We start from the raw sequence: 26,046 nt of genomic DNA on the forward strand, positions 1-26,046 counted from the left end.
AGCTGGGTTTATCAAAAATAGAATTTCTAGCACACTGCTTGAGTCTAAATTGTATCCGGGTCGATATTTAACTCCCGCAATTTCGCTGCCAAACGTTGCGCTTTTTGTTCTGCTTGTTGTGCTGTTTCTTCAGGTGTTGCTACTAGTTGCCCATCTGGTGTAAAAAACCGCAATAATCCCTGATAAACTCCCAAATATAACCCTAGCTGATGACTCCACAAATATCCTTGTTCCGATGCTTGCAGAGGTTGATATTCTCCATCTACTAAATGAAATCCTGCAAATTCTAATGTGTATGGGTCAAACCAAAAATAATCCGGCGTGCGGAAAGTATCTTGATAAATTTCTTTTTTTAAACCTTTGTCTGTATTCGCTGTTGAATCGGAAAGAATTTCTAGAATTAGATTAGGGTATTTCCCATCTTCTTCCCAAACCGCCCAACTTTTACGGGTTTTACGTTCGGTTCCCAGCACTACAAAAAAGTCTGGCCCTCGGAAATGTTCTGATTTCAGTTGGCGTGGACTATAGTAGATAGTCAAATTTCCAGCAGCATAGAAATCATTTCTGTCTCGCCACAGCCATTCTAGACATGTCAAAAGTAAAATTATTTGTCGTAGATGCAGTTCGCTTTCCAAGGGAGGCTCATCACTATATAAATCACCAGGTGGAAAAATAACATCTTGGCAGATGCCTCCTTGAGAACCTAATTCTTGAGTAATAGTCATAGAATTGTTGCGGCATCAAGTAGTTATGGATTTATTTTAGCCATCGCTAGATACAATCTTAAATAAACTCATTAGCCGCCTCTGGATTTTAAGTACGTTGTTGATTTTGGTATATTGTCGGTATTTTTATGAAGTTAAAACCTAAGAATATTACAAGAATCTTAAAAGATGCCAATTAAAACCGTTTTTGTTGACTCAGGCTGTCAGGATCGGGTAAGTCAGACTTTGTAGTGACTAAAGCCAAATGAATTATCCCTGCTGAATGCAGCGTGAAGGGGAAGAAAATAACTCTTGGTAGAGTTTCAGGAATAGGAGATTATATCTTGGCTAAGTTGAAAGTAGGTATTAACGGATTTGGTCGGATTGGGCGTCTGGTGTTTCGCGCTGGCATCAATAACCCTAACATTGAATTTGTGGGTATTAATGACTTGGTGCCGCCAGATAACCTCGCTTACTTATTAAAATATGATTCCACCCACGGTATGTATCAGGGCCAGGTGGAAGCAAAAGATGACGGTATCGTTGTTAATGGACAATTTATCCCTTGCGTGTCAATTCGGAATCCGGCCGAATTGCCCTGGGGTAAATTAGGTGCAGATTACGTTGTCGAATCTACAGGACTCTTTACAGATTTTGATGGAGCGGCAAACCATCTAAAGGCAGGAGCAAAGCGAGTGATAATTTCTGCTCCTACCAAAGATCCAGAAAAAGTTAAGACTTTGTTGGTAGGTGTCAACCATAACTTGTTTGACCCAGCCAAAGATACAGTTGTTTCTAATGCCAGCTGTACTACTAACTGTCTTGCCCCCATTGCCAAGGTGATCAATGATAACTTTGGTTTAACTGAAGGCTTAATGACGACAGTCCATGCTATGACTGCCACCCAACCCACCGTAGATGGCCCTTCCAAGAAAGACTGGCGCGGCGGACGTGGTGCGGCGCAGAATATCATTCCCTCATCTACTGGGGCAGCCAAAGCAGTAGCACTAGTTTTACCAGAGTTGAAAGGCAAGTTGACTGGTATGGCATTCCGGGTTCCTACACCTGATGTCTCAGTTGTTGATTTAACCTTTAAGACAGCTAAGGCTACTAGTTATAAAGAAATCTGTGCTGCTATGAAGCAGGCTGCTGAGGGAGAATTGAAAGGTGTACTAGGATACACAGATGAGGAAGTAGTTTCCACAGATTTCCAAAGCGATTCTCGCTCTAGCATCTTCGACGCTGGTGCGGGTATTGAGCTTAATTCCAACTTCTTTAAGGTTGTGGCGTGGTACGACAATGAGTGGGGCTATTCCAATCGGGTAGTTGACCTGATGTTGTCAATGGCACAAAAAGAAGGGCTTTTAGAGCGCACGGCAGTAGCAGCAGTTTAATTGAGAGGATAAGATTCAGATCCCCGACTTTTTCAAAAAGTCGGGGATATTTTTGACCAAAATTGCAAAATGATTTAACGAAATTGCATGCGATCGCACAACCAATCTGCAAAGAAACTGCCTAGAATAGGCCAGGAGGGGAGTACTCAGGACTTTTTCCAAAATTCTTAATGTGTAATTGGTAATCAGTAATCAAGAATATTAATGAATCCCTAAATAACCAATTACTCATTACCACTAAATTTAAGCATCAATAGCATCACAGCTAAATGGTATCTGTCCTGAACCAACTACATTCAAGAGGTTAAAAATGTCGAAGAATTTACTTGAACAATTGCGAGAAATGACCGTAGTAGTCGCAGATACGGGAGATATCAAGGCAATTGAAAAGTTCAAGCCACAAGATGCGACTACCAATCCCTCCTTGATTACCGCTGCGGCACAGATGCCGGAATATCAAGAAATCGTCGATCAGACTTTACTCCAAGCAAAGAAAGATGCTGGTTCGGGAGCAAGTCAAGCGCAGATAGTTTCTGTTGCGTTTGATCGTTTGGCAGTGTCCTTTGGATTAAAGATTTTGCAGATTATCCCTGGTAGGGTGTCTACAGAAGTAGATGCACGCTTATCCTACGATGTGGAAGGAACAGTAGCTAAAGCACGGGAATTAATTGCCCAGTACAAAGCTGCTGGAGTCTCCCGCGATCGCATTCTGATTAAAATTGCTTCGACTTGGGAAGGTATTCGCGCTGCTGAAATACTGGAAAAAGAAGGAATTCACTGCAACCTTACCTTACTGTTTGGTTTGCATCAAGCGATCGCCTGTGCTGAAGCTAAAGTTACTCTAATTTCTCCTTTCGTCGGACGCATTCTCGACTGGTACAAAAAAGAAACCGGACGGGATTACGCTCCAGCGGAAGATCCGGGAGTTGTTTCTGTAACGACTGTCTATAACTACTACAAGAAATTCGGCTATCAAACCGAAGTGATGGGAGCTAGCTTCCGCAATATCGGCGAAATCACCGAACTTGCAGGCTGCGACTTGTTGACTATTTCTCCAGCACTTTTGGGTGAATTGCAGGCAACTGTTGGCGAACTGCCTCGCAAACTCGATCCCCAGAAGGCAGCAGGCATGAACATTGAAAAAATTTCGATGGACAAAGCTACCTTTGACAAGATGCACGCGAGCGATCGCATGGCATCAGAAAAACTAGACGAAGGTATCAAAGGTTTCACCAAGGCACTGGAAACTTTAGAACAACTATTAGCAGAAAGACTGACTAAATTAGAGGCTAAAGTCACTGTTTAATCCTAATTGCTGTATATCTCTACAATGAATGAGATTCCCCCTAACCTCTTGCAGAGGATTAGGGGGATTTTTTAACGAAACATACTGGCACTTATTTGCATAGCTCTGTTAATAGCTTCTGCATTAGATTTGCTGGCTTGAGTAAGTGTTTGCAGGTGTGCTTGTACCAAATTAACGTTTGTTGGAGATTGGGTTAATTGAGTGTACACCCCAAGTAGCAAATCAGGATCAATTATTGGTAACCCATTAGTTTGTGCATAAGGGTTTCGTGTAACTATGATTACTGGATTATTCCCATACACAATAACGGGAGGATAGGTGCAGTAGGGATTGTAAGGGCTGTATACACCCCATTGACCACCGTATAAGCCATAAGGATTACTTATGCTGAAAACACCATACTGACCGCCATAAAATCCATACTGATTAAGAATTGAATTTACATCATAGATATTGCTTGATACAACTCCTAAAAATTGCCCGTCGCCACCCCATAACTGAGCATTTCCATTGACACTAACTAAAAAATCTATAATCTGCATTATTTTTGCAATATATTAATTTCATTTTTAATTTTCTAAAGAAAATATAAGAGCAACATCAGTAGCAGCATTGAAAGTTTTATGAAGATAGTTTGAAATGGCATTTTTTACTTTTAACGGTGAGTGCAACAGCACTAGCTGTCACGCTACTGTTAGCCCAGATGATATTATTTCATCATTGGCAAAGTTGAGTTAAGAGGTTATTTATAAATTAAATCTAAAGAGTAAGAATCTATAAAAACGGCGAGCTAATGTATTATCCCTCTGGCGAAAGTTGGCTAAGAAGAAGGTAAAAGCTACAAGAGAAAAGACAGATTTTTCCTCTGACTATGAAAATACTGGTACTAAATGCCGGATCGAGTAGCCAAAAAAGTTGTCTGTATGAGATAACAGGTAAAGCTCTCCCTCAAGAACCACTCCAACCTCTTTGGGAAGGGAAAGTAGATTGGACTCATCATCAAGGCGTTGCAGAAATTGAGGTTAAAACTGCTACTGGAGAATCGTTGCAAGCAGAAATCTCGGCAGAGTCTCGTCCTCAAGTTATTGCTTATCTACTGGATACTCTGTACAAAGGTTCCACCCAAGTAATTGATGAACTGTCAGAAATTGATGTGGTAGGACATCGTGTAGTGCATGGTGGGCAAGAATACCGTGTAAGTGTGGCAATTACTGAAGATGTTAAAGATGCGATCGCTCGTCTTTGCACTCTTGCACCTGCCCACAATCCCGCAAATTTGCAAGGCATCGAGGCAATAGAGCAACTGTTGGGAGATGTCCCCCAGATAGCAGTTTTTGATACCGCTTTTCATAGCAGTATGCCCGATGCAGCAGCAATCTATCCCGGCCCCTACGAGTGGGTAGAGCAAGGTATCCGTCGCTACGGTTTTCACGGCATTAGCCATCAGTATTGCGCTCAACGGACGGCTCAAATTCTCGGTCGAGATTTAGCTTCTTTAAGATTAATCACTTGCCATCTCGGCAACGGTTGCTCTCTCGCAGCAGTTAAAAACGGTCGCAGTATAGATACGACAATGGGCTTTACACCTCTGGATGGACTGATGATGGGCAGTCGTTCGGGTGCTGTTGACCCTGGTATTCTCATCCACTTATTGCGCCAAGATGGTTATACTGTTGATAAATTAGATCATGTTTTAAACAAAAACTCCGGCTTACGTGGAATTTCGGGGGTGTCTGGTGATATGCGACGAATTCGTGAAGCGATCGCTCAAGGTAATTCTCGCGCTCAACTAGCTTGGGATATATACGTACATCGCTTGCAGTCTTATATTGGTGCGACGATTGCGAGTTTGCGAGGACTAGATGCTTTAGTATTTACCGCTGGTGTAGGTGAAAATGCTGCTGATATTCGCGCCGCAGCTTGTGAAGCTTTTGAATTTTTGGGATTGAAACTAGATTCGCAAAAAAATATGGGCAATCCAGTAGACTCAGATATTGCTGCCCCTGACTCAACGGTGCGAGTATTGGTAATTCATACCCAAGAAGATTGGGCGATCGCAACTGAATGTTGGCAATTACTGATGTAGCTCATGTTAACGGATTTTCTTAGATATCCTGACCGAGTAAATTTATATTCCTCCGGGGAAGTTATTTGTTTATCACATCAGTCAGAAGGAAAATGGACTGCAAAGAGTGTTAAATGCTTGCTGAAATTGGAGGAAAATAGCTTAAAAGTTTTCCTAACAAGTCCTAAACTTCCAGTTTCTCGCCTTTGTTTACGCTGGCAAACAGAATTTCCCGAACAATCTCGCTTTCTAGGAGATAGTTGGGAACGCAGTTATGGAGAACTAGAATGGCGAGGACTTTTCCCAGAGCGCGTCATGCCCTGGTATATGTTGATTTATGATGGCAAATTAACGCATGGATTGGGAGTAAAAACGCGATCGCGTTCTCTTTGTTTCTGGCAGACAGATGCAGAAGGAGTGAGTTTATGGTTAGATGTGCGCTGTGGTAGTGTAGGCGTTCAACTGGGAACTCGAACTTTAGAGGCAGCAACTGTCGTATTTAGAAGAGGAGAAGAAGGTGAAACTCCTTTTCAGGCAGCGCAGGCATTTTGTCAACAGTTGTGTACATCTCCCAGGCTGCCATCTCACCCTGTATATGGAGGAAATAACTGGTATCACGCCTACGGTAAAAGTTCAGCTACTCAAATTCTCGATGAAGCCAAATTAATTAGCGATTTATCTCCAAATCCAGATAATCGCCCCTACATGGTTATTGATGACGGATGGCAAATCTGTCGAGAACCAGGTAATGGCGGCCCTTGGTGTATGGGAAATGCTAAATTTCCAGATATGGCAGCCTTAGCGTCACAAATTCAGGCAGTTGGTGCCAAACCAGGGCTGTGGTTTCGTCCTCTATTGACAGCAGAGTACGTGCCGCAAGAATGGAAGTTAGGAGTTCAGCGTCAAAGTCATTTGGGAATAGAATATCCCCTCGATCCTTCCCAACCAGAGGTATTGGAATTAATACGCAATGATATGCAGCGTTTTCTCGACTGGGGATATCAACTTATTAAACATGATTTTACAGCTTGGGATATTTTCGGACGCTGGGGGCGGCAAACTTGGGTAAAACCTTTGGGAGCAGAACTGACTGATGATGGATGGGCATTTAGCGATCGCTCTCGTACCACAGCAGAAATAATTTTGGAACTGTACCAGGCATTACGTGAGAGCGCAGGAGATGCAATCCTCATCGGCTGTAATACAGTTAATCATTTAGGTGCAGGTTTTTTTGAACTCCAACGCATTGGAGATGATACAAGTGGTTTGGAGTGGGAACGAACTCGTCGCATGGGAATCAACACCTTAGCATTTCGCATTCCTCAACATCAGGCATTTCATGCTGTAGATGCTGATTGTGTAGGGTTAACTCCCTTAGTGCCGTGGGAAAAAAATCAAGAGTGGTTGACACTTGTTGCTCAAAGTGGAACTCCCCTCTTTGTCTCCGCAAATCCCGCTTCTATTAAAGTTGAACAACGTCAAGCCTTAGAGAGAGCTTTTACATTTGCTGCTAAGGAATTACCCCCAGCAGAACCCCTTGATTGGTTGTACAACACCTGTCCCCGACGCTGGAAACTCAATGGAGAAGAAGTGACATTTAATTGGTTTGATACAACAGGAGCCTGGGTTTTTACAGATTTGTGAAGTTTTAAGAAACAAGTCAGAGAGCAGAGAGCAGCGCCGTGCGGAGGTTCCCCTCCGTTGTAGACGCCCGGTAGACAGGCGTAGCCTGGCTTCTCGGAGAGTGGGCGGTGAGTCCAGCACTGCGGGAGGGTAACACGAGCGCAGGTGACTGGCGAACCCGAAGGGCTTCCCGTCAGGGTGGCGACTGCCCAGAGGCAGAAGGAAAGACAACAGAAGTGTTTTTTCACCGTTACTCGGTGGGTGATATCAGAGCCAGAGGCTCTATTTTTCGTTACCAGGTTGAACCTGGTAACGAGGGTAAACGAGGGTAACGAGGGTAGTGGGCTTACCTGGTAGCTGTTGGGACTGTTGCAATATGCTGGTACAGTGACTCCATAAAATTGTAAGTATCATCACACGCTTGAAAAAAACCTTGGCGCAATCGCTCTAGATCCGATTCACTATTCAATGTTCTCTCAATCGTATCAACTGCTTGATTAGCGTGTTCTTCTTCTCCGCTAGAGTCTAAATGGATTTCAAACCAAATTGTTTGCGCTAACTGTTCTGAGAATTTTGGTTTGCAACTTTGTTCAATCAGATCAATTTGATACGCACCTTCTACTTCTACCCCTAGTGAATATCCCAAGGCAAAAGGAATATCACTTGTAAAACCTTTTACCATTGAATCAATAAATTGTTGTGCGACAACTGGTTCTTGAATTTGAAAACCGCAAGACTCAATAAATTCTTTTAAAATTACACAATGCATCCGCGGCCGACTTTCTTCTGCAAGCATAGTTTTTATATAATTGCGCCAAGTCTTGTCTTGGTGTGCATTTAATGCTTGACGTAAAACGATCCAAAAGAAGCCATGACAGGAAGCATGATAATAATCATTAAAAAAGATTTCAAATCCTTTTGTAGATAAGTCTTGACTAAGAAGCTTTGAATACATCCGATTCGTTAACACTGGATGCTTCTGAATTGCAAAACGGTGTATTTCATCGATAATATCTGATTTAGCAACTCTCTTCTTGGCTTTAATTCTTTTATTTAAAATTTCCGCCATTTTTTTAGAGCTTGAAAAGTTGGCTTTGGCTAGGTTAGTTGCATTATTATTAAACGAAAGAGATTGCAAATCCAGATAAGTCATCGATTGCATAGAAGTCAGTTGTGTCATGCTAATTTACTTAGAAAAACACTCAAAATTTCACAGTAATACCATCAAATTAATTACAATTTGAAGACGCTGTGTTATGGTGTTTAACTTGATTTTTTGTCTAGAAAAATCATCTGTTGCATTATTATTTAATTTTTTCTTCAAAATCTATCCGTAATTACCTATATTTGTCAAATATATTGAGTAATAAATATGACTATGCATATAAATATACATAGCATTTATACTGAGTAATAAATTTGTGTAAAGGTTAACAGTAACTTGGTAATATTACAGTATGCCTTTAAAACTTAGATTTTATTGATTTAGATTTAGACTACGTTACAATTAGCAACCTATTGTGATGTTGGTAAACTAAAATTTTAATCATTTTTTAAACATTAAAAAATAATTTATTTTATAGTTTATGTATTAAAAAAACTGAATACTTAAGTACAATCACGTATTTGTCATGATTACCTGACTTTTCTGTAACTTAACAGTCTTGCTTGTTTACCTACTTAAGAAATATCCGTAATACTAACTACAGCTAGGTCGTGATGGTTGGGATACTTGGAATAGTCTTTTGGTAAAGACTTTACAATTCAAAATAGGTATCTGCTAGGAATTACGCAAATTATGATTTTTATACCATTTGGTTGATAATTACTTAAACATCACCCGTAAGTAGTAAATATATTAAGCAAGTAAATATACTTAGAATAAGAGATTGACAAATCGACCAAATTAATATTTTTTGGGATTAGGGGCTAAAAGCTTGAGACTAAGCCGCTCCCCTAAATCAATTGCAAATAACTAAAGATTTTTCCTGCTAAAGGCTCAAAACCATCGCCGAATTCTGCTGGATAGTGTTTTACTGCCCAGAAGGCTCTGCCATTGGATTCACCAACAAAGACACTGCCAACGATATTGCGATCGCCTTGTTGCCGAAAGACTATTTTTTCTGTTGCCCAAGGATATAAATCCTCTTGAGCTTGAGAACGGTTAGTTACTTGCCATTTATTGATGGCAAATAAACCATTATTTCCCAATAATCTTTCTGTTGTCTGTTGCAAAGTTAACTTTTCACCAGGAAAGAAAAACTGTACGTACACGTTTTTATTGGGTTTACCATCAGGTTGAAGCCAATAAAACCATACTGCTGTTCCCTCCCCGGAACTAACTGTTTGATCTACAAAACGATTGGCTGGTACATAGGTTGTAAAGGGTAAACCTGCTCTTTTGTAGAGGTTGAGCGTAATTTTCTGTTTTTCTCCTTCTACATCAATGGTGTCAGTAATTGTATTTGATTTCGGTTGGGCTGTTGGTGGAGTAGGAGTGGGCGTGGGAGTGGGATTCACTTGCACAGTACAGCCATTGCTAAAGATGAGTGCGATCGCACTCATAATAGAAAAAATCTTATTCATAATTTTGATGCTTTTTTAGCATTACTATTTCAGCAACGTCGCAAAAGTACAAGCCAAATCATAAACAGCCTCAAAGGCAAAGGAATAGTTGTAGGCAAATCTGCGATCGCTCTGCGAGTAAAAAGATGTTCAGGACTAATTGCACCGATTATTAGTTCGCGCTCTTGTAAAACAAACTCTCTAGAAAAAGGGGATTCAGCTTTTAGCTCGTATTTGGTATCAGCATAGGTAATTTCAAACATTCTTGCAAAAGGATTAGGTTTCACAGCCCAGGCAATACGTTCACCGTTTTGTTCTAGAAAAAAAATTGCACTTACTGGAGTTTCACGGTAAGCTACATAGCAAGAATTTGAAATAAAAAATTGACCAGCTTCTCCCCAAGCTGAAAATTCGATACTTCCAATAGATAAATTATCCTCTACAACGTCACAATTCCAAGTAAACCAATTTCTTGGAGTCGTCTTGAGCACTCTTGCCTCCCACATTTTATTTATGATGGACTTTTTTGCTGTTCATTAGTCCTCATCCTAAATAGAGATGGCAGCAATTGAACTCATGCATTTGGATCACCAATTCAGGTGATTGTAGCGGTTTATGTAGAGTAAATCTTTTGCACTCATTCGATTTTCAAATAACTCTGAGACTTGCAGCATTCTTTATAACTGTAAGGTGGAGAGAAGCCCCGCAGGCGGGTTTCCCACGCCCCAGGAACTTCGGAGCACTGTCTACAATGTAACAATAAGAGTTTGAAGAAAGTTAGGCAGTGCCCACCCTAAAAGAATTGCAATCAAGCAACTGGTGCAAGATGTGAAAAATCGACCACAGATAGACACAGATGAACACGGATAATATCTGTGTCTATCTGTGTTTATCTGTGGTTGTAATAAATCTAGATCCTGATTTTTGCAAGAAGTTTAGTAATCTTCACCCCGTCCGCTAGAACAGAGTGAGGTCTTAAACTCAAGATAGGTGCAATAATGTTCACTAAAGTCTAAACTGCTAATAAAATCCTACTTTTACAGGTATTTGTTGTGAAAGCTAGATGGATTATTGTCGCAGTCTCAGCAGCGCTGTTTTTTGGTGGCAGCCTGTTTACATCTTTACGCGATCCCTGGTTTCAGAGCTTGGAACGCCCAGACTGGTTGACATTTGAGTTTATCATCCCGTTTGTCTGGTTTGTGATTTGGAGTTGTACCACAATTTCTGCAATATTAGTGTGGGATCAAAGCTCAAAAAGATTTCGTCCTTGGTTTTTGATGGCGATGTATGCAGCGATCGCTATTTTGACTTCAGCATATAGTCCGATTGTGGTTGAACTCCGCAGCCTTTTCGGTGGAATAATTGTTGGTGGCTTGGCAACCATTCTCGTCTACATTCTGGCATTTTTGGTTAAACCAATTTCCCAAGCAGCTTCTTGGCTATTTTTACCTTATGCTCTTTGGGGGCCTTTTGGTACTTATTTGACTTGGGTATTAATTCAACTGAATCCTGGCATAGGCAATTAAAAAAAGGTGCTGGGGATTAGGGATTAGGGACTAAGAAAGAAGCACCAGGAGCTTCAGGGGAGAATTCTTCCCCTTGTCCCTTTGTCCTTCTGCCTCTGGGCAGTCGCTACAACGGGGGGGGAACCCTCCGAAGTTCTGATTGCCATGCAGGTGCGGCGGGGGCAGAGCCGACGCTGTGGTTGCACAGCAACCACAGCTATCCCCGCTCGCACCATCGGCGGAAGCCGCCGCACCCTGCGGGAAGCCCTCCGGGTTCGCCAGTTCCTTTATGCCGGGGAACCCGTCCACCGGACTGGCTCACCGCTCCGCGTCTACAGACTTCTCTCCGCAACGCGCTGCTCTCTGCCTCCTCCTCAATACCAATCTTGATAGCGAGAGGCAAGTCTTTTTCTGGCTTGATATTCCTGCACAGCACCTTCAGTAATAACTCGTTGTCCGTTTCGCCTGCGGGTGGGAAGTTGTCCCGTGTGTAAAATCTGATGCATTTGGCTTAAATCTATACCTAAACGCCTGGCTGCTTCCAAAGTAGAAATTCCACGATTAAGCATAGTTTATCTCCTGGTTCTCTGTTGTTAGATTTACCTTGAAGCCTAGATGCTAGTAATTTTCATTACTCAGATTAAGATCAAGCCAGTCTTGTTGGAAGTAAAGTATCAAGTTACTTCAATTGTTTTCAAAATCAGACTCGTCTTCCAAAGCCAGCAAATTTTGACGTTTATTCTCATTTTTAAGAACATTCACATAGTAATCGGCATAGCGAAAAGCAGATGCGCGATCATAAGCAGCAATGGCTATAGCTTGTAAGAATACATTTGTGGGGATTTCAAATCCAGAGAATTTTTCGTATAAAATCAACAGATCTTCCTCTGTTGGAAATAAACCAGTATTTTCTACTGACTCTGAGAAATCAAATATATCCTCTAGTTCCTCAATGAATGCTTTGGACATTTAGTACCTCCCCAAAAGCATAAGATGCAAAGCCAGTGATGAAATTTAGCTGCTGTTCGCGAGTTTGTAAGTTGACAGGGAGTTCAGTATCAGAGCATCCTATCTGTCTCAAAATTTCCAAGCAATAAGCACTGAGTTGAGTATATGAAGCTTGCTCCAATTCTTGAGCAACCTCTTTTGCCCTTTCCAGATTGACTCGGATTACCGTCATTACAGGGCTTGTCATAAATGCACCCTAATTAAACTGGATAATTGCAGTTTTGATCGGGATCGCAAAAGATTGTAACCGTGTTTTTGCGGTATTTTATGAAAAAGGGCAATTAAAGTAGCAGTGTATTTACGCAAAAACCTCTGGAGCGATCGCACTTTGAATTATGCTGTCAACATTCAACAACTTGGGAACTTTTGACAGCAATATTTTTCAATTAGCCTCAAGTCAAGGAATAAGCCTGTTTCAGAAACTAGGTATTAACAATTAAACACAAAGAAGCGATCGGCGTGACAAAAATAATTCAAGTGTATTAAAGTTAGCACTGCTGCCATCGAGTTGAAAAATATGTAATTTAGAATACGTTGTAAAGAATCAATACAAAAACTACATTTTTAATTTACTAACTTCCTTATAAATGATATGGAAGCATTTAAGAATGAGTACGGTAGAATCGACTCTGCGCCCTTTTCCGTTCCTCAAACCGATCCAAAAGAGTGCGTTTGAGTATGTTTTCACCTAAAGAATTCATTGAAGAAGAATTCAGAATACCCTACGGGAAGCTGCCCTCTGGGCGTCTACAGTAGTTAGAATAAATTCTTTATTCTGGATTCTGTTAGATAAGCCTGAGGATGAAACAACATTATAAAAAGAGTTTTGGGAACCAACATTTATAAGTTTTTCATTATGCCCTATTTTGCACGTATTTCGTCTTGCTATCGCTTAGTCTTCGCTGGCATGATTGCTACTTCCATATTGAGCACTGCTGGATTTTATACGTGGCAAAATTTACCAACAAATGACATTATTGTTCTCCTTGCTAATTTTGAAGGTTCAGCTTCTAAACATAAAAACTACCGCGTCACAAAAAATATTTTTGATAGTTTAGATGACGCTACCAAAGGATTTCCTGGTGTAAAAATACAACGTTTAAATAAAACCATCACAGAACAAAAAGATGCTCGCAACGAGGGTAAAAAACACAAAGCAACTATCGTGATTTGGGGTGATTATGGAGCAACAGATGTGGCAGTACAGTTGAGCGCTCACTTTGAAGTTTTACGTTCCCTCAAAGAACTACCTAAAATAAAAAGATTAGAGAAAACAGCAGACGTATCCGAATTAAAAAGTTTCAAATTGCAAACAAGCGTTTCCAATGAAATGATTTATTTAAGCCTTGTGACTATAGGAATAATTCGCTACAAAGCTAGTGATTTAGATAAGGCTATTGCCAGTTTCAGCGATGCACTGAAAATGAAAAAATCTGTTCCTACTTTGGATAAAAGCATCGTCCATTTCTACAAAGGTAATGCCTACGCTCAAAAGAAATACTACGATAATGCTATTACCGACTATAACCAAGCCATTAATCTAGACTCTAACCTAGTTAATGCTTACTACAACCGAGGGCTGGCTTACTACTACAAAAAAGACTACGATCGCGCCATTACTGACTACAATCAAGTTATTAAACTTGACCCCAATCTCGCAGAAGTTTATAAAAATCGAGGGCTGGCTTACGCTGACAAAAAAGACTACGAACGTGCTATTGCTGATTACAACCAAGCTCTTAAACTCGATCCGAAGTTAGTTAATGCTTACAACAACCGGGGAGTAGCTTATTACTACAAAAAAGACTACGAACGCGCTATTGCTGACTATAATCAAGCTCTCAAACTTAATCCTGATGATGCTAAAGCATACAACAACCGAGGCAATGTTTACTACTATCAAAAAGACTACGATCGCGCTATTGGTGATTACACTAAAGCTCTCAAAATCGATCCTGATTTAGCAGAAGCTTATAAAAATCGGGGGCTGGCTTACGCCGACAAAAAAGACTACGATCGCGCCATGGCTGATTACAATCAAGCCCTCAAACTCGATCCTAATTTAGCAGAGACTGACAAAGCACAGGATCTACCTGGCGTTGGCAAAGCCAACCAAAAAGATACTAATAAATCCCTTACCGATGACAGTAAAATCCTCAAAGTTAACTCTGATGATGCTAAAGATTACAAAAAACGAGGCAATACTTACTACCGTAAAAAAGACTACGATCGCGCTATCGCTGACTATAACCGAGCTATTCAACTTAATCCCAATGATGCTAAAGCTTATAAAAATAGAGGAAATGCTTATTATTATAAAAAAGACTACAATCGTGCCATTGCTGACTATAACCAAGTTCTGAAAATTAATCCCTATGACGCCGAAGCTTACAACAACCGAGGATTAGTTTATATTGAAAAAAAAGACTACAACCGTGCCATTGCTAACTACAATCAAGCCATTAAACTTAATCCTAATCTAGCCGAGGCTTACAACAACCGAGGCAATGCTTACTACTATAAAAAAAACTATAATCATGCGATCGCTAACTACAACCGAGCTATTAAACTAGACTCTAGCTTAATCAAAGCCTATTACAATCGGGGACAAGCTTACTATTATAAAAAAGACTACGATCGCGCTATTGCTGATTACAACCAAGTCCTTAAACTTAACCCCGATGATGCCAAAGTTTACTACAATCGAGGACTAGCTTACTACTACAAAAAAGACTATGATCGCGCTATTGCTGACTACAACCAAGCCATTAAACTTAACCCCGATGATGCCAAAGTTTACTATAACAGGGGGCTAGCTTACTACTACAAACAAGACTATGATCGCGCTATTGCTGACTACGATCAAGCCCTCAGACTAGATCCCTATGATGCTAAAGCTTACAACAACCGAGGCAATGCTTACTATCCCAAACAAGAATACGATCGCGCTATTGCTGACTACAACCGAGCTATTCAACTTGATCCCAATCTAGTCGAAGCTTACAATAACCGAGGCAATGCTTACTACCCCAAACAAGAATACGATCGCGCCATTGCTGACTATAACCAAGCCATCAAACTCAACCCTAATCTAGCTGAGGTTTACGGCAACCGATGTCAGATATACCTTAGAAAAGGTGAGTACGAGCGCGCCATTAGTGACTGCAACCAAGCTCTCATACTTAATCCTAAACTCCCTGATGCTTACTACAATCGAGGAATTGCCTATAAGGATCAGGGTAGTACAGACAAGGCGACAAAAGACTTCGAGAAAGTCTTGGAATTAGACAGCGATCAGGAGTTACGTCAAAAAGCTGAAAAACAACTCCAAGAGTTAGGCACTAAATAGGGGCTAGGGAAAAGAGAATTTCATTACCCAGTTGTGTGATTTATTACATGAATGTCTGACTTACTCCCACGCTCTTCATGGGAGGCGATCGCAGACATGATAGCTTCAGGCATAACATCATCAGGGAAAACTTCACTCAAATATCTTGCTATTGCTTCCCTAACTACATCTGCTTCAGTACAGCCAGAAGCTTGGGCTAAAAATTGAATCTTTTGCTGCCATTTTTCAGGAACTCTAGTTCCTACCATTGGTGAAAATACCATCAAAGCTACTCCACTGCCAATAAATCTAAGTAACTAACTATACTTTTATTTCAGGAATCAATGGCATTTTTATAGATTAACTGTAGAGGGTTTGTCAGAACTATTAGCAAATATGATTAGCCTTCTGCCTCCTGCCTTCTTATTACCCTCAAACCCTAGATCATATGCCGGATAAAATGTTCAGTTGGTTTGTCATACATACTATTTTCCCTTATTTTGTAGGAAACAATTGTATAACTTAACACTAAGCAACCCAAAAAAAACATGACGCTAAACCAAGTCATGATGTTATTGGTGATTAAAAGCTCTCTCTCAAGTAATCGCATCTTGGCTGTATCAAATTTAGCTCTAGTTATCTTGGTTGCATCAAATTGTGTATGTAAATCAGGAATGCGCGATATCGTCTGTGTTAGCTTGTTATTCCGTTTTCCCAGGGGCATATATTAAAGCTCATTCGTCAGACATCAAGATAGCATGGCTTTTGTCAAGTAGCAATTTTGCTGAAAAAATTAAAAAATATTGTATAAATAAAATCATTTCACGATATTTTCAGCCTATTGAGAGATTCCAACCCTTTCGTGCTTACGCTTTGGGTTTTTGATCAAGTGGATTAGAGAAAATCGATGCTGCCCGCGTCAAGGAATTTTTATGGCAACACACGCGATCGCTTTTTGTACTGTTTAAAACTAATTTACCTAAGTTATAGCTTCGTATTGGCGTTGCTGATTCAAAGTATGAATTTGTTTCACGCAGAGGAGCCAGTGCGCCCTTGCGGGTTAAGCGCGTTGTAGCAACTGGCGTCGCGCACCAGCCGCAGAGAATAAGAGTTTTTAATGCCTGATTTTTAAATTTCATACCTCAATTCGGCAACGCCTTCGTATTAATCCCTATTAACTCTCAGTGCCTCTAAATAGATTGGTATAGTGTGGTTATCAGAGACATTTCCGGTTTGTGCCGTAAAGTAAATAGGCACTCCTATATGTTGATATCTCAATTTTCCAAGTAACTGTGTTGTAAGCGATGTTGTCCCGTTTTTTGCTGGAATACGAGCACAAGCAAGTAGCAAGCTGGGTATAGGTATTTTGGGAACAATATCTTCGCTATTAGCAATGCGGTAGCACTCAAGTGTTTCAAAATGTTTTGCAAAGGTTTGGTCACCAACACGCGGACTGGCAAATGTATATAAAATAAGGTTTTCAAGCGCTATTGTTTGACTAATTTGATTACTGAGGTGAATGTGAAGTGCGCACAGTGTTGCGATCGCACCACCAAGACTATGACCTGTAACGAATACGCGAGTTTTTGACGAAGCGTGTTTAGACAGAAACATCTCTACTCTATCACGCATAGATTCATAATTTTTGTGTGGCGTGAAATCATAAACCCAATCAATTAACCCTCCCAAGTCAGGGCGGGTGTATGTTTTATAAAATCCACGGTGTACTCTACCCAACTTCTCAGGAGGTATTGTTGGACAAAGCGGAGGATTTTTTACTTGCTCGTATGACTCCTGAACAAATTTAATGTTAGAAATCCACTCAGGCGCATTTGAGGTTCCCCGAAAAACGACGTAAATATCTTGTGTAGTTTGGTGTTTGGCGATAAATCCAAAGGGAATGCGCCTGCGTCTTAGCCAATCGTAATGCGCAAAGCCCAGATTGGTAAGGATTTGATATTCTGCTCCGTTTACTTCAATTACTGGTAGGTCATTCTCCCATCGCCATTTAGGATCTTCTTTAGCTTTGTCATACCTTTTGTGAGCTTCTTGAGTTAACTTAAGTAGCTCAATTGCTCGGTCATTATTAAAATTACTAAAATTTATTGGTATTTTACCGTTATTCATTGAGTCTTCCTAATCATATTGCTTAACATTAGTTTTCTTGATGTAGTCCACAAAGATACATCTAACTTAGTTTACTTACTAGCAAACGAATGTAAATTACATTAATAGATTTGAAATGCCCCATTGCACACTGATAACAATGGAGCAAAAGTAATTAAATTACAAGAATACGTGCAATAATTCCCGTTACATTTTTGATTGTCGTTAAAATATTTACGGTATTTTCTACATCATTAATTGCTTGATTTAATCCTTCTATTCCTTCTTTGAGGTCTTGTTCAAGACACTTTAGACGCGCAGCTATTTTTTCTAAAATTGCGGTTTCAAGTTTAACACGCAATATAGATAAATCTGTACGTTCGTCAAGAAACTTACGTTTTTTAGCAACGTCAGTTTCCTTTTCAAATTGGTTCTGAATTTCTGGTGAATTGAGTTTGAGTTCGCATTCACGAATCTTTCTGAGAAATTCTTCAAGAACTTTAGCAATTGATGGGAGTTCTTCGCGTGTAATTATTGTTGGGCTGTAAATCATGATAATTCTCCTATGATGTAAATATTTACTTTGCTTTTTTATCTGCCTCAACGAGTTGCAGAAAATTATCAACATCTTGTAAAAAAGAATTGAGCCTAGTAAGACTTAATGTTCCTTCAACAAGACCTTGAAAAACTTCTTGAAATTTGCCTAATGCATTGCTGGCATTTTTAAGTTCTTTTCCTCGTCTTTCCCTAATTAAGATTTCTCGTCGCGTTTCAATCCATGCATCTTTGTCGGCAATTTCTGTATCTTCAATTAGTGGGCGAATAACAAAACGTTCTTCTTCTGCAATACGAATAAGTTTGGCATCCTGTTCAATTGAATCTCCAAGAGCTTTTAACATCTCCTTTTGGATAGTTAGTTCGAGCATAATTGTACGATTGCGTTTTTCTAACTCATCGCGTAATGCCCCACGAATTTGTGATGAAACTACAAGATTGGTAATGCCTTGCAAAAGACCAGGATTTGTAATTAAATCACTGCCTTGTAGTTCTTTTCCAATCTTGTTCAGATTATTTACTACTCCGGTAATTTCTCCTTGTGCGCGTGTAGGTGCATCGGAAGAAGCAAGTTCGTTAAGCAGTCGAAAATATTCTCTTAACAACTCGTTATGTTTGCGTAGCTTACCTATTACCTCTAAACGTTTTTCATCAGGTTCAGTAAGTTTTTTATAATCCTCAATTGTTTGATTGAGAATTCGGTCATTGCGTAATAATTGTTCAGAAGTAGTATCTATGCGGATGTCACTGGCAGCCTCAAGTAATTTGTCAACTGCATTTGCATATTCACTTCCTGCTTTGGCAAATTTTTTGTATTCATCAGTTGAGCGACACCCTGTTGTTAGCGTTGCAATTACTGCAAACGCAACGATAGTTTTACGAAGCGTTTTCTTCATAATTATTGTAGAAATGTCAAAGTTATAATTTCTTCAATTTTTGTCTGTCAACGCATTCAAAATTGCGTTAGGTTTGCACTGATTTACCACAGGTGCAATCTTGGAAATACTCGCGTATTTTTTAATACCTTGTTTTGTAACTCCATAGCAAGAGTACAAAATTTGTCAATCAAATCTATATAAAATTTAATTGGCATTTTTGCTTGAGTTCATAATTCTTAGGAAGAGATAAAACCCAACACAAAGGGTGATAATGTTGGGTTTTATTACCATAAATCTTAATTAAGTACGTTATTAATTTGGGTTTCTATTAGGACTACCACCTAAATGACAACCCATGCAGTGATCAACAGTGCCTTTAATTAAACCTTTTACAACTTCTCCACCAGCAGCCCTTGCTCCATTGGCAGGCCCACCCCTTAATGTTTCAATTAATCCTTCTGTGGCAACGTCCACCAAGTCTATCCCCCTCACAGCTGCTTTCCCAACTTCTTTTGCCGAGTGTGGATCTTTAGATGTGCTGGTACTCTCACCCTCAAATCTAGCTGGGTATGCCAAAATTGTTGGCGCTATGGGTATGGAAAATGAGTTTTTGGGAGTGCGCAAATAGTGAGGACAGATGATTGGTTTATATGAACTGCTATCGTATTTAGGAGGAAATTTGATTTTTGGGCAATAGGCTGCGGAGCTAGGTTTTATTAACTTTTGCGGAGTGGTTGTGGGAATATATGGGTCATTGGAGTATGGTTCCCAAGTGCAGGAACAGGCGGTAGGTTTGGGATTATTAATAGGGTCAATTGGACGATAAGCAAGGGACTGCGAATTTGCTGCCAACCCAACTTCACCTATTAATGCCGAAGGAAGCACAGTAGCAAATAATCCTAACGAATAAAGCGAACGACGAAGTAGTTGCAGACGCATAATTACTCCAAAAATTGTATGCAAGTGTGTAAAACTTAATTGTTGAAGGGTTTCTTTCATTCCCTTCCGGGTATGCATTAAATGTAAAAAATTAATTGCAGGAAGTCAGTGTCAAAAAGGTACTTAAAGTGATGACTTCGCTCTTGACTTTGGATACGACAAGGGTGGTTAAAGTTATATAAAGTTATTTGTGCTGTAAAAAAAGGCAATTTATACTACTTCTGGTTCCCTATTATTAGGAAACAACCAAATATCTAGCTGCTGCGGCAAACAATGACTTCTAACGAGGTATCAATCACGCTGGAAGAAGCGTTAGTAATTATCGATACAGTTTTGGCTCCAAACAGTTTAAACGATTTGCAGGAGTTAGTTTTTTGTCAAACGTGGAACGGACTCAGCTACGCTAAAATTGCTGAAAGTGAAGGGTATGACTCGGAATATATTAAGCACGTAGGTTTCCAATTATGGCGATCGCTTAGTGAAGCATTTGGGGAAAAAATCAATAAAAGTAACTTTCGTTCAGTACTGCGACGGTATTTGGTGAACTACCAAAGCCAGGGAGATAGAGAGCGCAGTGGTATAGAAGATCAGCTGACACTCAAATGCGGGGCAACTTCCGAATTACAACGCCAATGCTACCAAGATTTGGGAGAAGCGGTTGATGTTTCGGTATTCTACGGACGAACAAGCGAACGGGAAATACTCAAAGAGTGGATAGTAGGCGATCGCTGTCGTCTCATCACTCTCTTTGGGATGGGTGGTATTGGTAAAACAACCCTCGCGGTTAAGGTTGCACAAGATAACCGGGATGCGTTTGAATATATTTTTTGGCGTTCTCTACGCAACGCGCCACCCATACAAAATATATTTTCAGATCTAATTAAATTTTTATCTAACCAGCAGGAAATAGAATTACCCGACACCGAGGAAGCACAACTAACATTATTAATGAAATATTTGAATTTGTCGCGGTGTTTGCTGATTTTAGATAATGTTGAAACAATTCTCGTTCCTTATACAAGTGCAGGCAATTATCGGGAAGGCTATGAATGTTACGGCCACTTATTTCGGTATATCGCTGAATCACCACATCAAAGCTGTTTGTTACTGACAAGCCGCGAGAAACCCAAAGGTTTAGCATCTAAAGAAGGTAAAAATTTACCAGTCCGTTCCCTACAACTTGCGGGTTTAAGTGAATTAGAAATACACGAAATTTTTATAGATAAAGGTTTTTCGGTAACGCAAGAGCAGGAGCAATTACTAACCGCACGTTATAGCGGTAATCCATTAGCTTTAAAGATAGTTGCAACTACAACCCAAGAATTATTTTCTGGAGATGTTTCCCAGTTTTTAGACTGTGGAACTTCTGTTTTCGGCAATATTTGGGAACTTTTAGACCAACAGTTTGAACGTTTGCCTCTCTTAGAAAAGCAGGTAATGTACTGGTTAGCAATTAACCGGGAAGCAGTTGCTATAGATGAACTAAGGCAGGATATTGTACCACTTGTCTCACCACGAGAATTAATTGAAGCACTTGAATCTTTAAAAGCCAGGTCATTAATTGAAACGAGTTGTAATGCAGCTAATATTGCAAGTTTTACGCAACAACCTGCTGTCATGGAATACATGATAGAGAAATTAAATGCTGAGATATTTCACGAAATTACCACGGGGACAATATCGATTTTTAACTGTTATGCCCTAATTAAAGCTACTGCTAAAGACTATATTCGTAATTCACAAGTGTGTTTGTTACTAAAGCCTTTAGTAAATAAATTATTGAGTCATTTTGGGAATAAACATAAGCTAGAAAATTATCTTTATCAATTTCTTGCTAACTTACAAAATAATCCACAAGTTCAACCTGGGTATGCTGGAGGAAATCTCCTCAATTTACTTTGCCACATCCAAGCTAACTTAACGAACGCAGATTTCTCTAACCTCGTGGTTTGGCAGGCTTATCTGAAAAATATTAATTTAAATGGTATTAACTTCCAAAATGCTGATTTATCAAAATCTATCTTTACCGAAACTCTTAGCAGTATCTTGGCAGTAGGGTTTAGTCCAGATGGAAAAGTTTTAGCGACTGGAGGTGTTGGCGGTGAGGTGCAATTATGGCAAGTAGCTGATGGCAAATCACTCATGAGTTGGAAGGCTCACAAACGTTGGATTCTCTCCCTTGCCTTTAGTTCTAACGGTCTAATGTTAGCTACTAGCAGCGATGATAAATCTGTAAAAGTATGGGATATTCGTACTGGAGAATGTCTAAAAACTTTTCAGGGGCAATCTAGTTGGGTATACGAAGTTGCATTTAGTCCGGATAGTCGCTTTGTTGGAAGTGTTGGTGATGAACATACAATCAATTTATGGGATATTTCTAGCGATAAACTGTTAATAACTTTTCGCGGACATACTGGACAAGTTCATACCCTGGCATTTCATCCTGCTGGTCAAATTTTAGCCAGTGGCGCAAATGACGGCACTATCCGGTTGTGGAATGTGCAAACAGGTAAGCTAATCAATACATTGCAAGTACCAAGCAATTTTATTCAAGCCGTTACCTTTAGCCCAGATGGAAAATTTCTTGCAAGTACCAGCAATGACTGCAAAATACAGTTATGGGATGTAAATTCTGGCACACTACTAAATACATTCCAAGGACATACATACTTTGTGCAACGAATTGCGTTTAGCCCAGATTCTAAAACTCTTGCCAGTAGTGGTCACGACAAAATAGTAAAATTTTGGGATATAAAGACAGGCGTTTGCAAGAAAACTTTAGCTGGACATACCAGCCAAGTTTGGTCGATAGCTTTTAGTCCGTTCGCGCAGCGTTCCCGAAGGGAATTTCCCACAACTGCCCTTTATAAGGGGGGCGAAGGGGGGATCTTAGCTAGTAGCAGTGAAGACCATACAGTGAAATTATGGGATGTAGAAACAGGCCAGTGTATAAGAACTTTCAAAGGATACACAAATGCATTTCGGCTAATTGGCTTTAGTCCCGATGGTAGAACTTTGGTAAGTGGTAGTGGCGACTGCCAAGTGCGATTATGGGATGTTGAGGCAGGTGTATGCTTGAAAACTTTAGCGCGACATAGCAGTTTAGTTGTATCGGTTGCTTTTAGTCCCGACGGTAAGACTTTAGCTAGTGGTAGTAACGAAGTCAAGTTATGGGACTCTAGCACTGGAGAATGTCTAAAAACTTTGCACGGACATACTAACTGGATTTGGTCAGTGAATTTTAGCTTTGATGGTAAAACTTTATTGACTAGCAGTGCTGACCGAACTTTGAAATTATGGGATGTACGAACAGGCGAGTGTCTGAAAACTATACAGGGCCATACTAACTGGATTTGGTATGCTGTTTTTAGCTCTGATGGTAAAACTTTAGCAAGTGCAAGCGGAGACTATACCGCGAAAGTCTGGGATGTAAATACGGGTGTATGCCTGCAAACTCTTGTAGGACATACTAACGGTGTATTATCGGTTGCTATTAGCCCCGACGGTAAAATTGTAGCTACTGCCAGTGACGATCGCACGACGAAGTTGTGGGATTTAACTACAAGTATTAACAATAATTTATCCTCAGGTGTATGTATAAAAACTTTAGAAGGGCATACTAGCGGAGTGTATTTTGTTACATTTAGTCCGGATGGCTCGATACTTGCTACAGCCAGTGACGACCAGACGGTAAGATTATGGGATGTAAGCACGGGAGAGTGTATTAAAATCTTAGCGGAACATACCAATCGGGTGTGGTCAGCAATGTTTAGTCCCGACGGAGAGATACTTGCAAGTGCTAGCCATGATGAAACGATTAAGCTGTGGAATGTTAGAACAGGGAAGTGCTGCAAAACACTTCAAGCCGCACGTCCTTATGAAGGAATGAATATTGTTGGAGTCAGGGGATTAACCGATGCACAAAAAGCATCATTAAGAGTGCTAGGTGCAATTACAGAAGACTAATATTATCCAGGTAAAATTTTGCTAAACACGTCATTTTAGGCGATCGCCAACGTAAAATGAAACTCGCTACCCTGATTTTTACCCCCAGAAGTTGCCCAAATTTCTCCACCTAGCTTTTGAATAATTTGACGACAAATAGCCAAGCCCAATCCAGTACCGCCAATAGTACGCCGCAGAAAACCTTCTTCTTGATAAAAACGTTGAAAAATGGCTTCGAGCTGATTTGGCTCAATTCCCCGACCTGTATCTGCAATAATGACTTCTAACATCCTTTGCAACTTTAGCTTTCTTTGAGAAGAAACCGAAGTAACTAACTCTGTTTCAAGATTGATAACTTGAGCGCGAATTGTTACCTTGCCATCGGGTTTGGTAAATTTGCAAGCATTGTCCAACAGCTTTGTTAATACTTCTATCAATCCTTCGCCATCTGCTTGTACTAAGGGTAATTCTGGTGGTAACTCCAGAACAATCTGAGGTATTGGCTGCACTGATAAGCGTTCTTTAAGGCTTCCTAAAACTAAGTCTAGACTTACCTGTAGAGAAATTGGCTCTATCTGCCAGCGCATCGAGCCTGCTTCTAAACGAGAGAGGGTAAGAAAATCCTGGATCAACCGCCGCATTCTTTCTAAATCTGTTAAAGCAGTTTGCAGCATTGACTGCTGCATCTCTGGTGGCATTTCCCCTTCACTAACTAAACTCTCCAAACAAATTTGGATCGTAGATAGGGGAGTTCGCAATTCATGCCCTACGATCGCAATCAGATTACTTTGAGTACGTTCTAGAGCTGCTAGTTGCTGGTTAAGAGTTTCTAAATTGCGGTAAGCTTGAGCTTGGATCAGGGCAACTCCCACAGAGGTAGCGATCGCTTCTACCAAAGCCTGCTCGGAATCACTCCAAACATAGGCAGAGTCACCGCAATGGTGCAGTTCCAATATGCCCACCCAGATTCCTTGATAGCGGATTGGCACTAGCAAGCAAGAGCGAATCTGCCAACGCTCTAATTGAGAGCTTAATTGTGGATCTGCTCGTATGCCCAAGTCTTGTGCAGTGTCGGAAATAGCAAGCGAGCGATCGCCAACTAAAGCAGCTTGAAACAGCGGATGAGTTGCTAATGACCAATTTTCTCCTTTCATCGCCGGAAAATCAAAGGCTACCCATTCATAGTCAATCGGCGCTGGCACTTCACTGACTTGATACGGATAAAGCAGACAACGACAAGGGCTAAACAACTGCCCCAATTCTCTCACTGTAATCTGGAAAACCTCTTCCGGTTTTAAAGAACTACGGATAGCGGTGGTGATCAGATTAATTAACCGTTCGTTGCGCTCTTTTTTTGTAATCGTGCGATAGGCTTTGAGCTGTTTGTATTGGCTAGATTGCAAATACGTTACCAGGCGATCGGTAAATAATCTGGCATCAATTTCGAGTATGCGATCGCTTTCTACTCCAGGCAAAGCTTTTGAAGATAAACCGTAGCGCTTTTGCGATCGCTTAACAGCAGCAGCCAATTCCGGTCGATAAACTAGAATTTTATCCAGTAATAACCCAGCTGCAACCATACTAACCTGACGATCAAAAGTCCAAATTCCTTTAAATTGTCTTGCTTGATCCAGCGCCGCTGCGTCTACTGGGGAAGCGAATTCAAGAGCAACTATACAGGCAGCATACTTTTGACCAATAATAATCAGATGCCATTCCTGTGCTAAATCATCCTTTGGATCGAGGGGAATGGTGGCATAAGGAACTGAAACTGCTGCAAAATCAGACTCTCGTGCAGCTAGAACGTAAACCTGATTTGTGCGTTGGGCAATTCGCCGATAGCGACGGCTCTCCTGACGATAAAAGCGCTCCTGCTGAAAATTAGCAATCACCAAAGGTTTGTCTTTCCCTACCAGCACCAAGTCTTCCATGGCGTGAGAAAGCGCTGTGAGGGAAGCCTTGAAATAAATCTGAGGACGCAGATGCGGTAGAGTTTGAAGTAAATCCTGCAATAGGGAACTGGCACTCTTCATCACTGACAAGCTTTAGAGCCGCCTTCTTTTACAAGTTTCTAAGCTAATACTATGGAGCTACAAAAATAATTTGCTCCTCCAAAATCATGATT

The 26,046-nt window shown here is 40.5% G+C and carries 24 protein-coding genes; 8 read left to right on the top strand and 16 right to left on the bottom strand.

Annotation, left to right across the window (positions count from 1 at the left end):
- Positions 1-44: 44 nt before the first annotated feature.
- On the bottom strand, positions 45-725 hold the full coding sequence (locus tag UYC_RS0125440; RefSeq protein WP_016874475.1) for a Uma2 family endonuclease: 681 nt from the start codon (positions 723-725) through the stop codon (positions 45-47).
- A 323-nt stretch (positions 726-1,048) separates the two neighbouring features.
- Between UYC_RS0125440 and gap the strand changes: the two genes are divergently transcribed.
- Positions 1,049-2,098: a type I glyceraldehyde-3-phosphate dehydrogenase gene (gene gap, locus UYC_RS0125445; protein WP_016879711.1), complete on the top strand. Its 1,050-nt coding sequence runs from the start codon at positions 1,049-1,051 to the stop codon at positions 2,096-2,098.
- Between the two features lie 310 nt (positions 2,099-2,408).
- Positions 2,409-3,404, top strand: coding sequence for a transaldolase (locus UYC_RS0125450; protein ID WP_016874473.1), 996 nt, complete (start codon positions 2,409-2,411; stop codon positions 3,402-3,404).
- Between the two features lie 71 nt (positions 3,405-3,475).
- Here the strand turns inward: UYC_RS0125450 and UYC_RS0125455 are convergent, their stop codons facing one another.
- The gene (locus tag UYC_RS0125455; protein ID WP_016874472.1) at positions 3,476-3,946 is read right to left on the bottom strand and encodes a hypothetical protein; all 471 of its coding nucleotides are present in this window, start codon (positions 3,944-3,946) and stop codon (positions 3,476-3,478) included.
- Positions 3,947-4,275: 329 nt separating this feature from the next.
- On the opposite strand from UYC_RS0125455, the gene UYC_RS0125460 reads away from it, so the two are divergent.
- The 3 genes from UYC_RS0125460 to UYC_RS0125470 all read left to right on the top strand — a co-directional run bounded on the left by UYC_RS0125460 (position 4,276) and on the right by UYC_RS0125470 (position 7,424).
- Positions 4,276-5,490: an acetate kinase gene (locus tag UYC_RS0125460; RefSeq protein WP_016874471.1), complete on the top strand. Its 1,215-nt coding sequence runs from the start codon at positions 4,276-4,278 to the stop codon at positions 5,488-5,490.
- A gap of 3 nt (positions 5,491-5,493) precedes the next feature.
- Positions 5,494-7,113, top strand: a complete 1,620-nt coding sequence (locus tag UYC_RS0125465) for an alpha-amylase family protein (protein WP_235082939.1) — start codon at positions 5,494-5,496, stop codon at positions 7,111-7,113.
- Between the two features lie 107 nt (positions 7,114-7,220).
- Positions 7,221-7,424, top strand: a complete 204-nt coding sequence (locus UYC_RS0125470) for a hypothetical protein (protein ID WP_016874469.1) — start codon at positions 7,221-7,223, stop codon at positions 7,422-7,424.
- 14 nt (positions 7,425-7,438) lie between these two features.
- Here the strand turns inward: UYC_RS0125470 and UYC_RS0125475 are convergent, their stop codons facing one another.
- The 3 genes from UYC_RS0125475 to UYC_RS0125485 all read right to left on the bottom strand — a co-directional run bounded on the left by UYC_RS0125475 (position 7,439) and on the right by UYC_RS0125485 (position 10,148).
- The gene (locus UYC_RS0125475; RefSeq protein WP_016874468.1) at positions 7,439-8,272 is read right to left on the bottom strand and encodes a hypothetical protein; all 834 of its coding nucleotides are present in this window, start codon (positions 8,270-8,272) and stop codon (positions 7,439-7,441) included.
- A 776-nt stretch (positions 8,273-9,048) separates the two neighbouring features.
- Entirely contained in the window at positions 9,049-9,678 is a 630-nt protein-coding gene (locus UYC_RS0125480) for a hypothetical protein (protein ID WP_016874467.1), read from the bottom strand.
- 29 nt (positions 9,679-9,707) lie between these two features.
- Positions 9,708-10,148, bottom strand: coding sequence for a hypothetical protein (locus UYC_RS0125485; protein WP_235082938.1), 441 nt, complete (start codon positions 10,146-10,148; stop codon positions 9,708-9,710).
- Positions 10,149-10,709: 561 nt separating this feature from the next.
- Between UYC_RS0125485 and UYC_RS0125490 the strand changes: the two genes are divergently transcribed.
- A complete protein-coding gene (locus UYC_RS0125490; protein ID WP_016874465.1) occupies positions 10,710-11,183 on the top strand; it encodes a TspO/MBR family protein in 474 nt (157 codons plus the stop codon).
- A 53-nt stretch (positions 11,184-11,236) separates the two neighbouring features.
- On the opposite strand, the gene UYC_RS0125495 is transcribed toward UYC_RS0125490, so the two are convergent.
- From UYC_RS0125495 to UYC_RS0125510, 4 genes are all read right to left on the bottom strand, one after another.
- Positions 11,237-11,416, bottom strand: a complete 180-nt coding sequence (locus UYC_RS0125495) for a hypothetical protein (RefSeq protein ID WP_200862399.1) — start codon at positions 11,414-11,416, stop codon at positions 11,237-11,239.
- Positions 11,417-11,536: 120 nt separating this feature from the next.
- Entirely contained in the window at positions 11,537-11,731 is a 195-nt protein-coding gene (locus UYC_RS0125500) for a MerR family transcriptional regulator (protein WP_016874463.1), read from the bottom strand.
- Positions 11,732-11,846: 115 nt separating this feature from the next.
- Positions 11,847-12,131 (bottom strand): hypothetical protein, encoded by a 285-nt coding sequence (locus UYC_RS0125505; RefSeq protein ID WP_016874462.1) that lies wholly within the window; start codon positions 12,129-12,131, stop codon positions 11,847-11,849.
- Positions 12,112-12,357, bottom strand: coding sequence for a hypothetical protein (locus tag UYC_RS0125510; RefSeq protein ID WP_016874461.1), 246 nt, complete (start codon positions 12,355-12,357; stop codon positions 12,112-12,114). Before UYC_RS0125510 ends, UYC_RS0125505 begins: the two co-directional genes overlap by 20 nt.
- 669 nt (positions 12,358-13,026) lie before the next feature.
- Here UYC_RS0125510 and UYC_RS0125515 point away from each other — a divergent pair.
- Positions 13,027-15,519 (top strand): tetratricopeptide repeat protein, encoded by a 2,493-nt coding sequence (locus tag UYC_RS0125515; RefSeq protein WP_016874460.1) that lies wholly within the window; start codon positions 13,027-13,029, stop codon positions 15,517-15,519.
- Between the two features lie 23 nt (positions 15,520-15,542).
- Here UYC_RS0125515 and UYC_RS0125520 read toward each other — a convergent pair whose 3' ends face one another.
- From UYC_RS0125520 to UYC_RS0125550, 6 genes are all read right to left on the bottom strand, one after another.
- The gene (locus tag UYC_RS0125520; protein WP_016874459.1) at positions 15,543-15,782 is read right to left on the bottom strand and encodes a hypothetical protein; all 240 of its coding nucleotides are present in this window, start codon (positions 15,780-15,782) and stop codon (positions 15,543-15,545) included.
- Between the two features lie 582 nt (positions 15,783-16,364).
- A complete protein-coding gene (locus UYC_RS0125530) occupies positions 16,365-16,637 on the bottom strand; it encodes a hypothetical protein (protein ID WP_016874457.1) in 273 nt (90 codons plus the stop codon).
- 25 nt (positions 16,638-16,662) lie between these two features.
- A complete protein-coding gene (locus UYC_RS0125535) occupies positions 16,663-17,625 on the bottom strand; it encodes a lipase family protein (protein ID WP_016874456.1) in 963 nt (320 codons plus the stop codon).
- Between the two features lie 154 nt (positions 17,626-17,779).
- A complete protein-coding gene (locus UYC_RS0125540; RefSeq protein ID WP_016874455.1) occupies positions 17,780-18,157 on the bottom strand; it encodes a hypothetical protein in 378 nt (125 codons plus the stop codon).
- A 25-nt stretch (positions 18,158-18,182) separates the two neighbouring features.
- Complete coding sequence (locus tag UYC_RS0125545) at positions 18,183-19,055, bottom strand: hypothetical protein (RefSeq protein WP_016874454.1); 873 nt, start codon at positions 19,053-19,055, stop codon at positions 18,183-18,185.
- A 294-nt stretch (positions 19,056-19,349) separates the two neighbouring features.
- The gene (locus UYC_RS0125550; RefSeq protein WP_016874453.1) at positions 19,350-20,036 is read right to left on the bottom strand and encodes a hypothetical protein; all 687 of its coding nucleotides are present in this window, start codon (positions 20,034-20,036) and stop codon (positions 19,350-19,352) included.
- Positions 20,037-20,249: 213 nt separating this feature from the next.
- Between UYC_RS0125550 and UYC_RS0125555 the strand changes: the two genes are divergently transcribed.
- On the top strand, positions 20,250-23,942 hold the full coding sequence (locus UYC_RS0125555; protein ID WP_016874452.1) for a WD40 domain-containing protein: 3,693 nt from the start codon (positions 20,250-20,252) through the stop codon (positions 23,940-23,942).
- 35 nt (positions 23,943-23,977) lie between these two features.
- Here UYC_RS0125555 and UYC_RS0125560 read toward each other — a convergent pair whose 3' ends face one another.
- Positions 23,978-25,954 carry a DICT sensory domain-containing protein gene (locus tag UYC_RS0125560; protein ID WP_016874451.1) on the bottom strand — a complete coding sequence of 659 codons (1,977 nt, stop codon included), beginning with the start codon at positions 25,952-25,954 and terminating at the stop codon, positions 23,978-23,980.
- Positions 25,955-26,046 lie beyond the last annotated feature (92 nt).

The organism is Chlorogloeopsis fritschii PCC 6912, from assembly GCF_000317285.1.
GTDB lineage: Bacteria > Cyanobacteriota > Cyanobacteriia > Cyanobacteriales > Nostocaceae > Chlorogloeopsis > Chlorogloeopsis fritschii.

Bases quoted from the DNA above. Each gene is read 5' to 3' on its own strand.
- UYC_RS0125480 (WP_016874467.1), bottom strand. From the start codon at position 9,678: ATGAATAAGATTTTTTCTATTATGAGTGCGATCGCACTCATCTTTAGC.
- UYC_RS0125530 (WP_016874457.1), bottom strand. From the start codon at position 16,637: ATGAAATTTAAAAATCAGGCATTAAAAACTCTTATTCTCTGCGGCTGG.
- UYC_RS0125465 (WP_235082939.1), top strand. From the start codon at position 5,494: ATGTTAACGGATTTTCTTAGATATCCTGACCGAGTAAATTTATATTCC.
- UYC_RS0125510 (WP_016874461.1), bottom strand. From the start codon at position 12,357: ATGACAAGCCCTGTAATGACGGTAATCCGAGTCAATCTGGAAAGGGCA.
- UYC_RS0125555 (WP_016874452.1), top strand. From the start codon at position 20,250: ATGACTTCTAACGAGGTATCAATCACGCTGGAAGAAGCGTTAGTAATT.
- UYC_RS0125460 (WP_016874471.1), top strand. From the start codon at position 4,276: ATGAAAATACTGGTACTAAATGCCGGATCGAGTAGCCAAAAAAGTTGT.
- UYC_RS0125540 (WP_016874455.1), bottom strand. From the start codon at position 18,157: ATGATTTACAGCCCAACAATAATTACACGCGAAGAACTCCCATCAATT.
- UYC_RS0125505 (WP_016874462.1), bottom strand. From the start codon at position 12,131: ATGTCCAAAGCATTCATTGAGGAACTAGAGGATATATTTGATTTCTCA.
- UYC_RS0125450 (WP_016874473.1), top strand. From the start codon at position 2,409: ATGTCGAAGAATTTACTTGAACAATTGCGAGAAATGACCGTAGTAGTC.
- UYC_RS0125560 (WP_016874451.1), bottom strand. From the start codon at position 25,954: ATGAAGAGTGCCAGTTCCCTATTGCAGGATTTACTTCAAACTCTACCG.
- UYC_RS0125545 (WP_016874454.1), bottom strand. From the start codon at position 19,055: ATGAAGAAAACGCTTCGTAAAACTATCGTTGCGTTTGCAGTAATTGCA.
- UYC_RS0125455 (WP_016874472.1), bottom strand. From the start codon at position 3,946: ATGCAGATTATAGATTTTTTAGTTAGTGTCAATGGAAATGCTCAGTTA.
- UYC_RS0125500 (WP_016874463.1), bottom strand. From the start codon at position 11,731: ATGCTTAATCGTGGAATTTCTACTTTGGAAGCAGCCAGGCGTTTAGGT.
- UYC_RS0125550 (WP_016874453.1), bottom strand. From the start codon at position 20,036: ATGAAAGAAACCCTTCAACAATTAAGTTTTACACACTTGCATACAATT.
- UYC_RS0125520 (WP_016874459.1), bottom strand. From the start codon at position 15,782: ATGGTATTTTCACCAATGGTAGGAACTAGAGTTCCTGAAAAATGGCAG.
- UYC_RS0125440 (WP_016874475.1), bottom strand. From the start codon at position 725: ATGACTATTACTCAAGAATTAGGTTCTCAAGGAGGCATCTGCCAAGAT.
- UYC_RS0125475 (WP_016874468.1), bottom strand. From the start codon at position 8,272: ATGACACAACTGACTTCTATGCAATCGATGACTTATCTGGATTTGCAA.
- UYC_RS0125515 (WP_016874460.1), top strand. From the start codon at position 13,027: ATGCCCTATTTTGCACGTATTTCGTCTTGCTATCGCTTAGTCTTCGCT.
- UYC_RS0125535 (WP_016874456.1), bottom strand. From the start codon at position 17,625: ATGAATAACGGTAAAATACCAATAAATTTTAGTAATTTTAATAATGAC.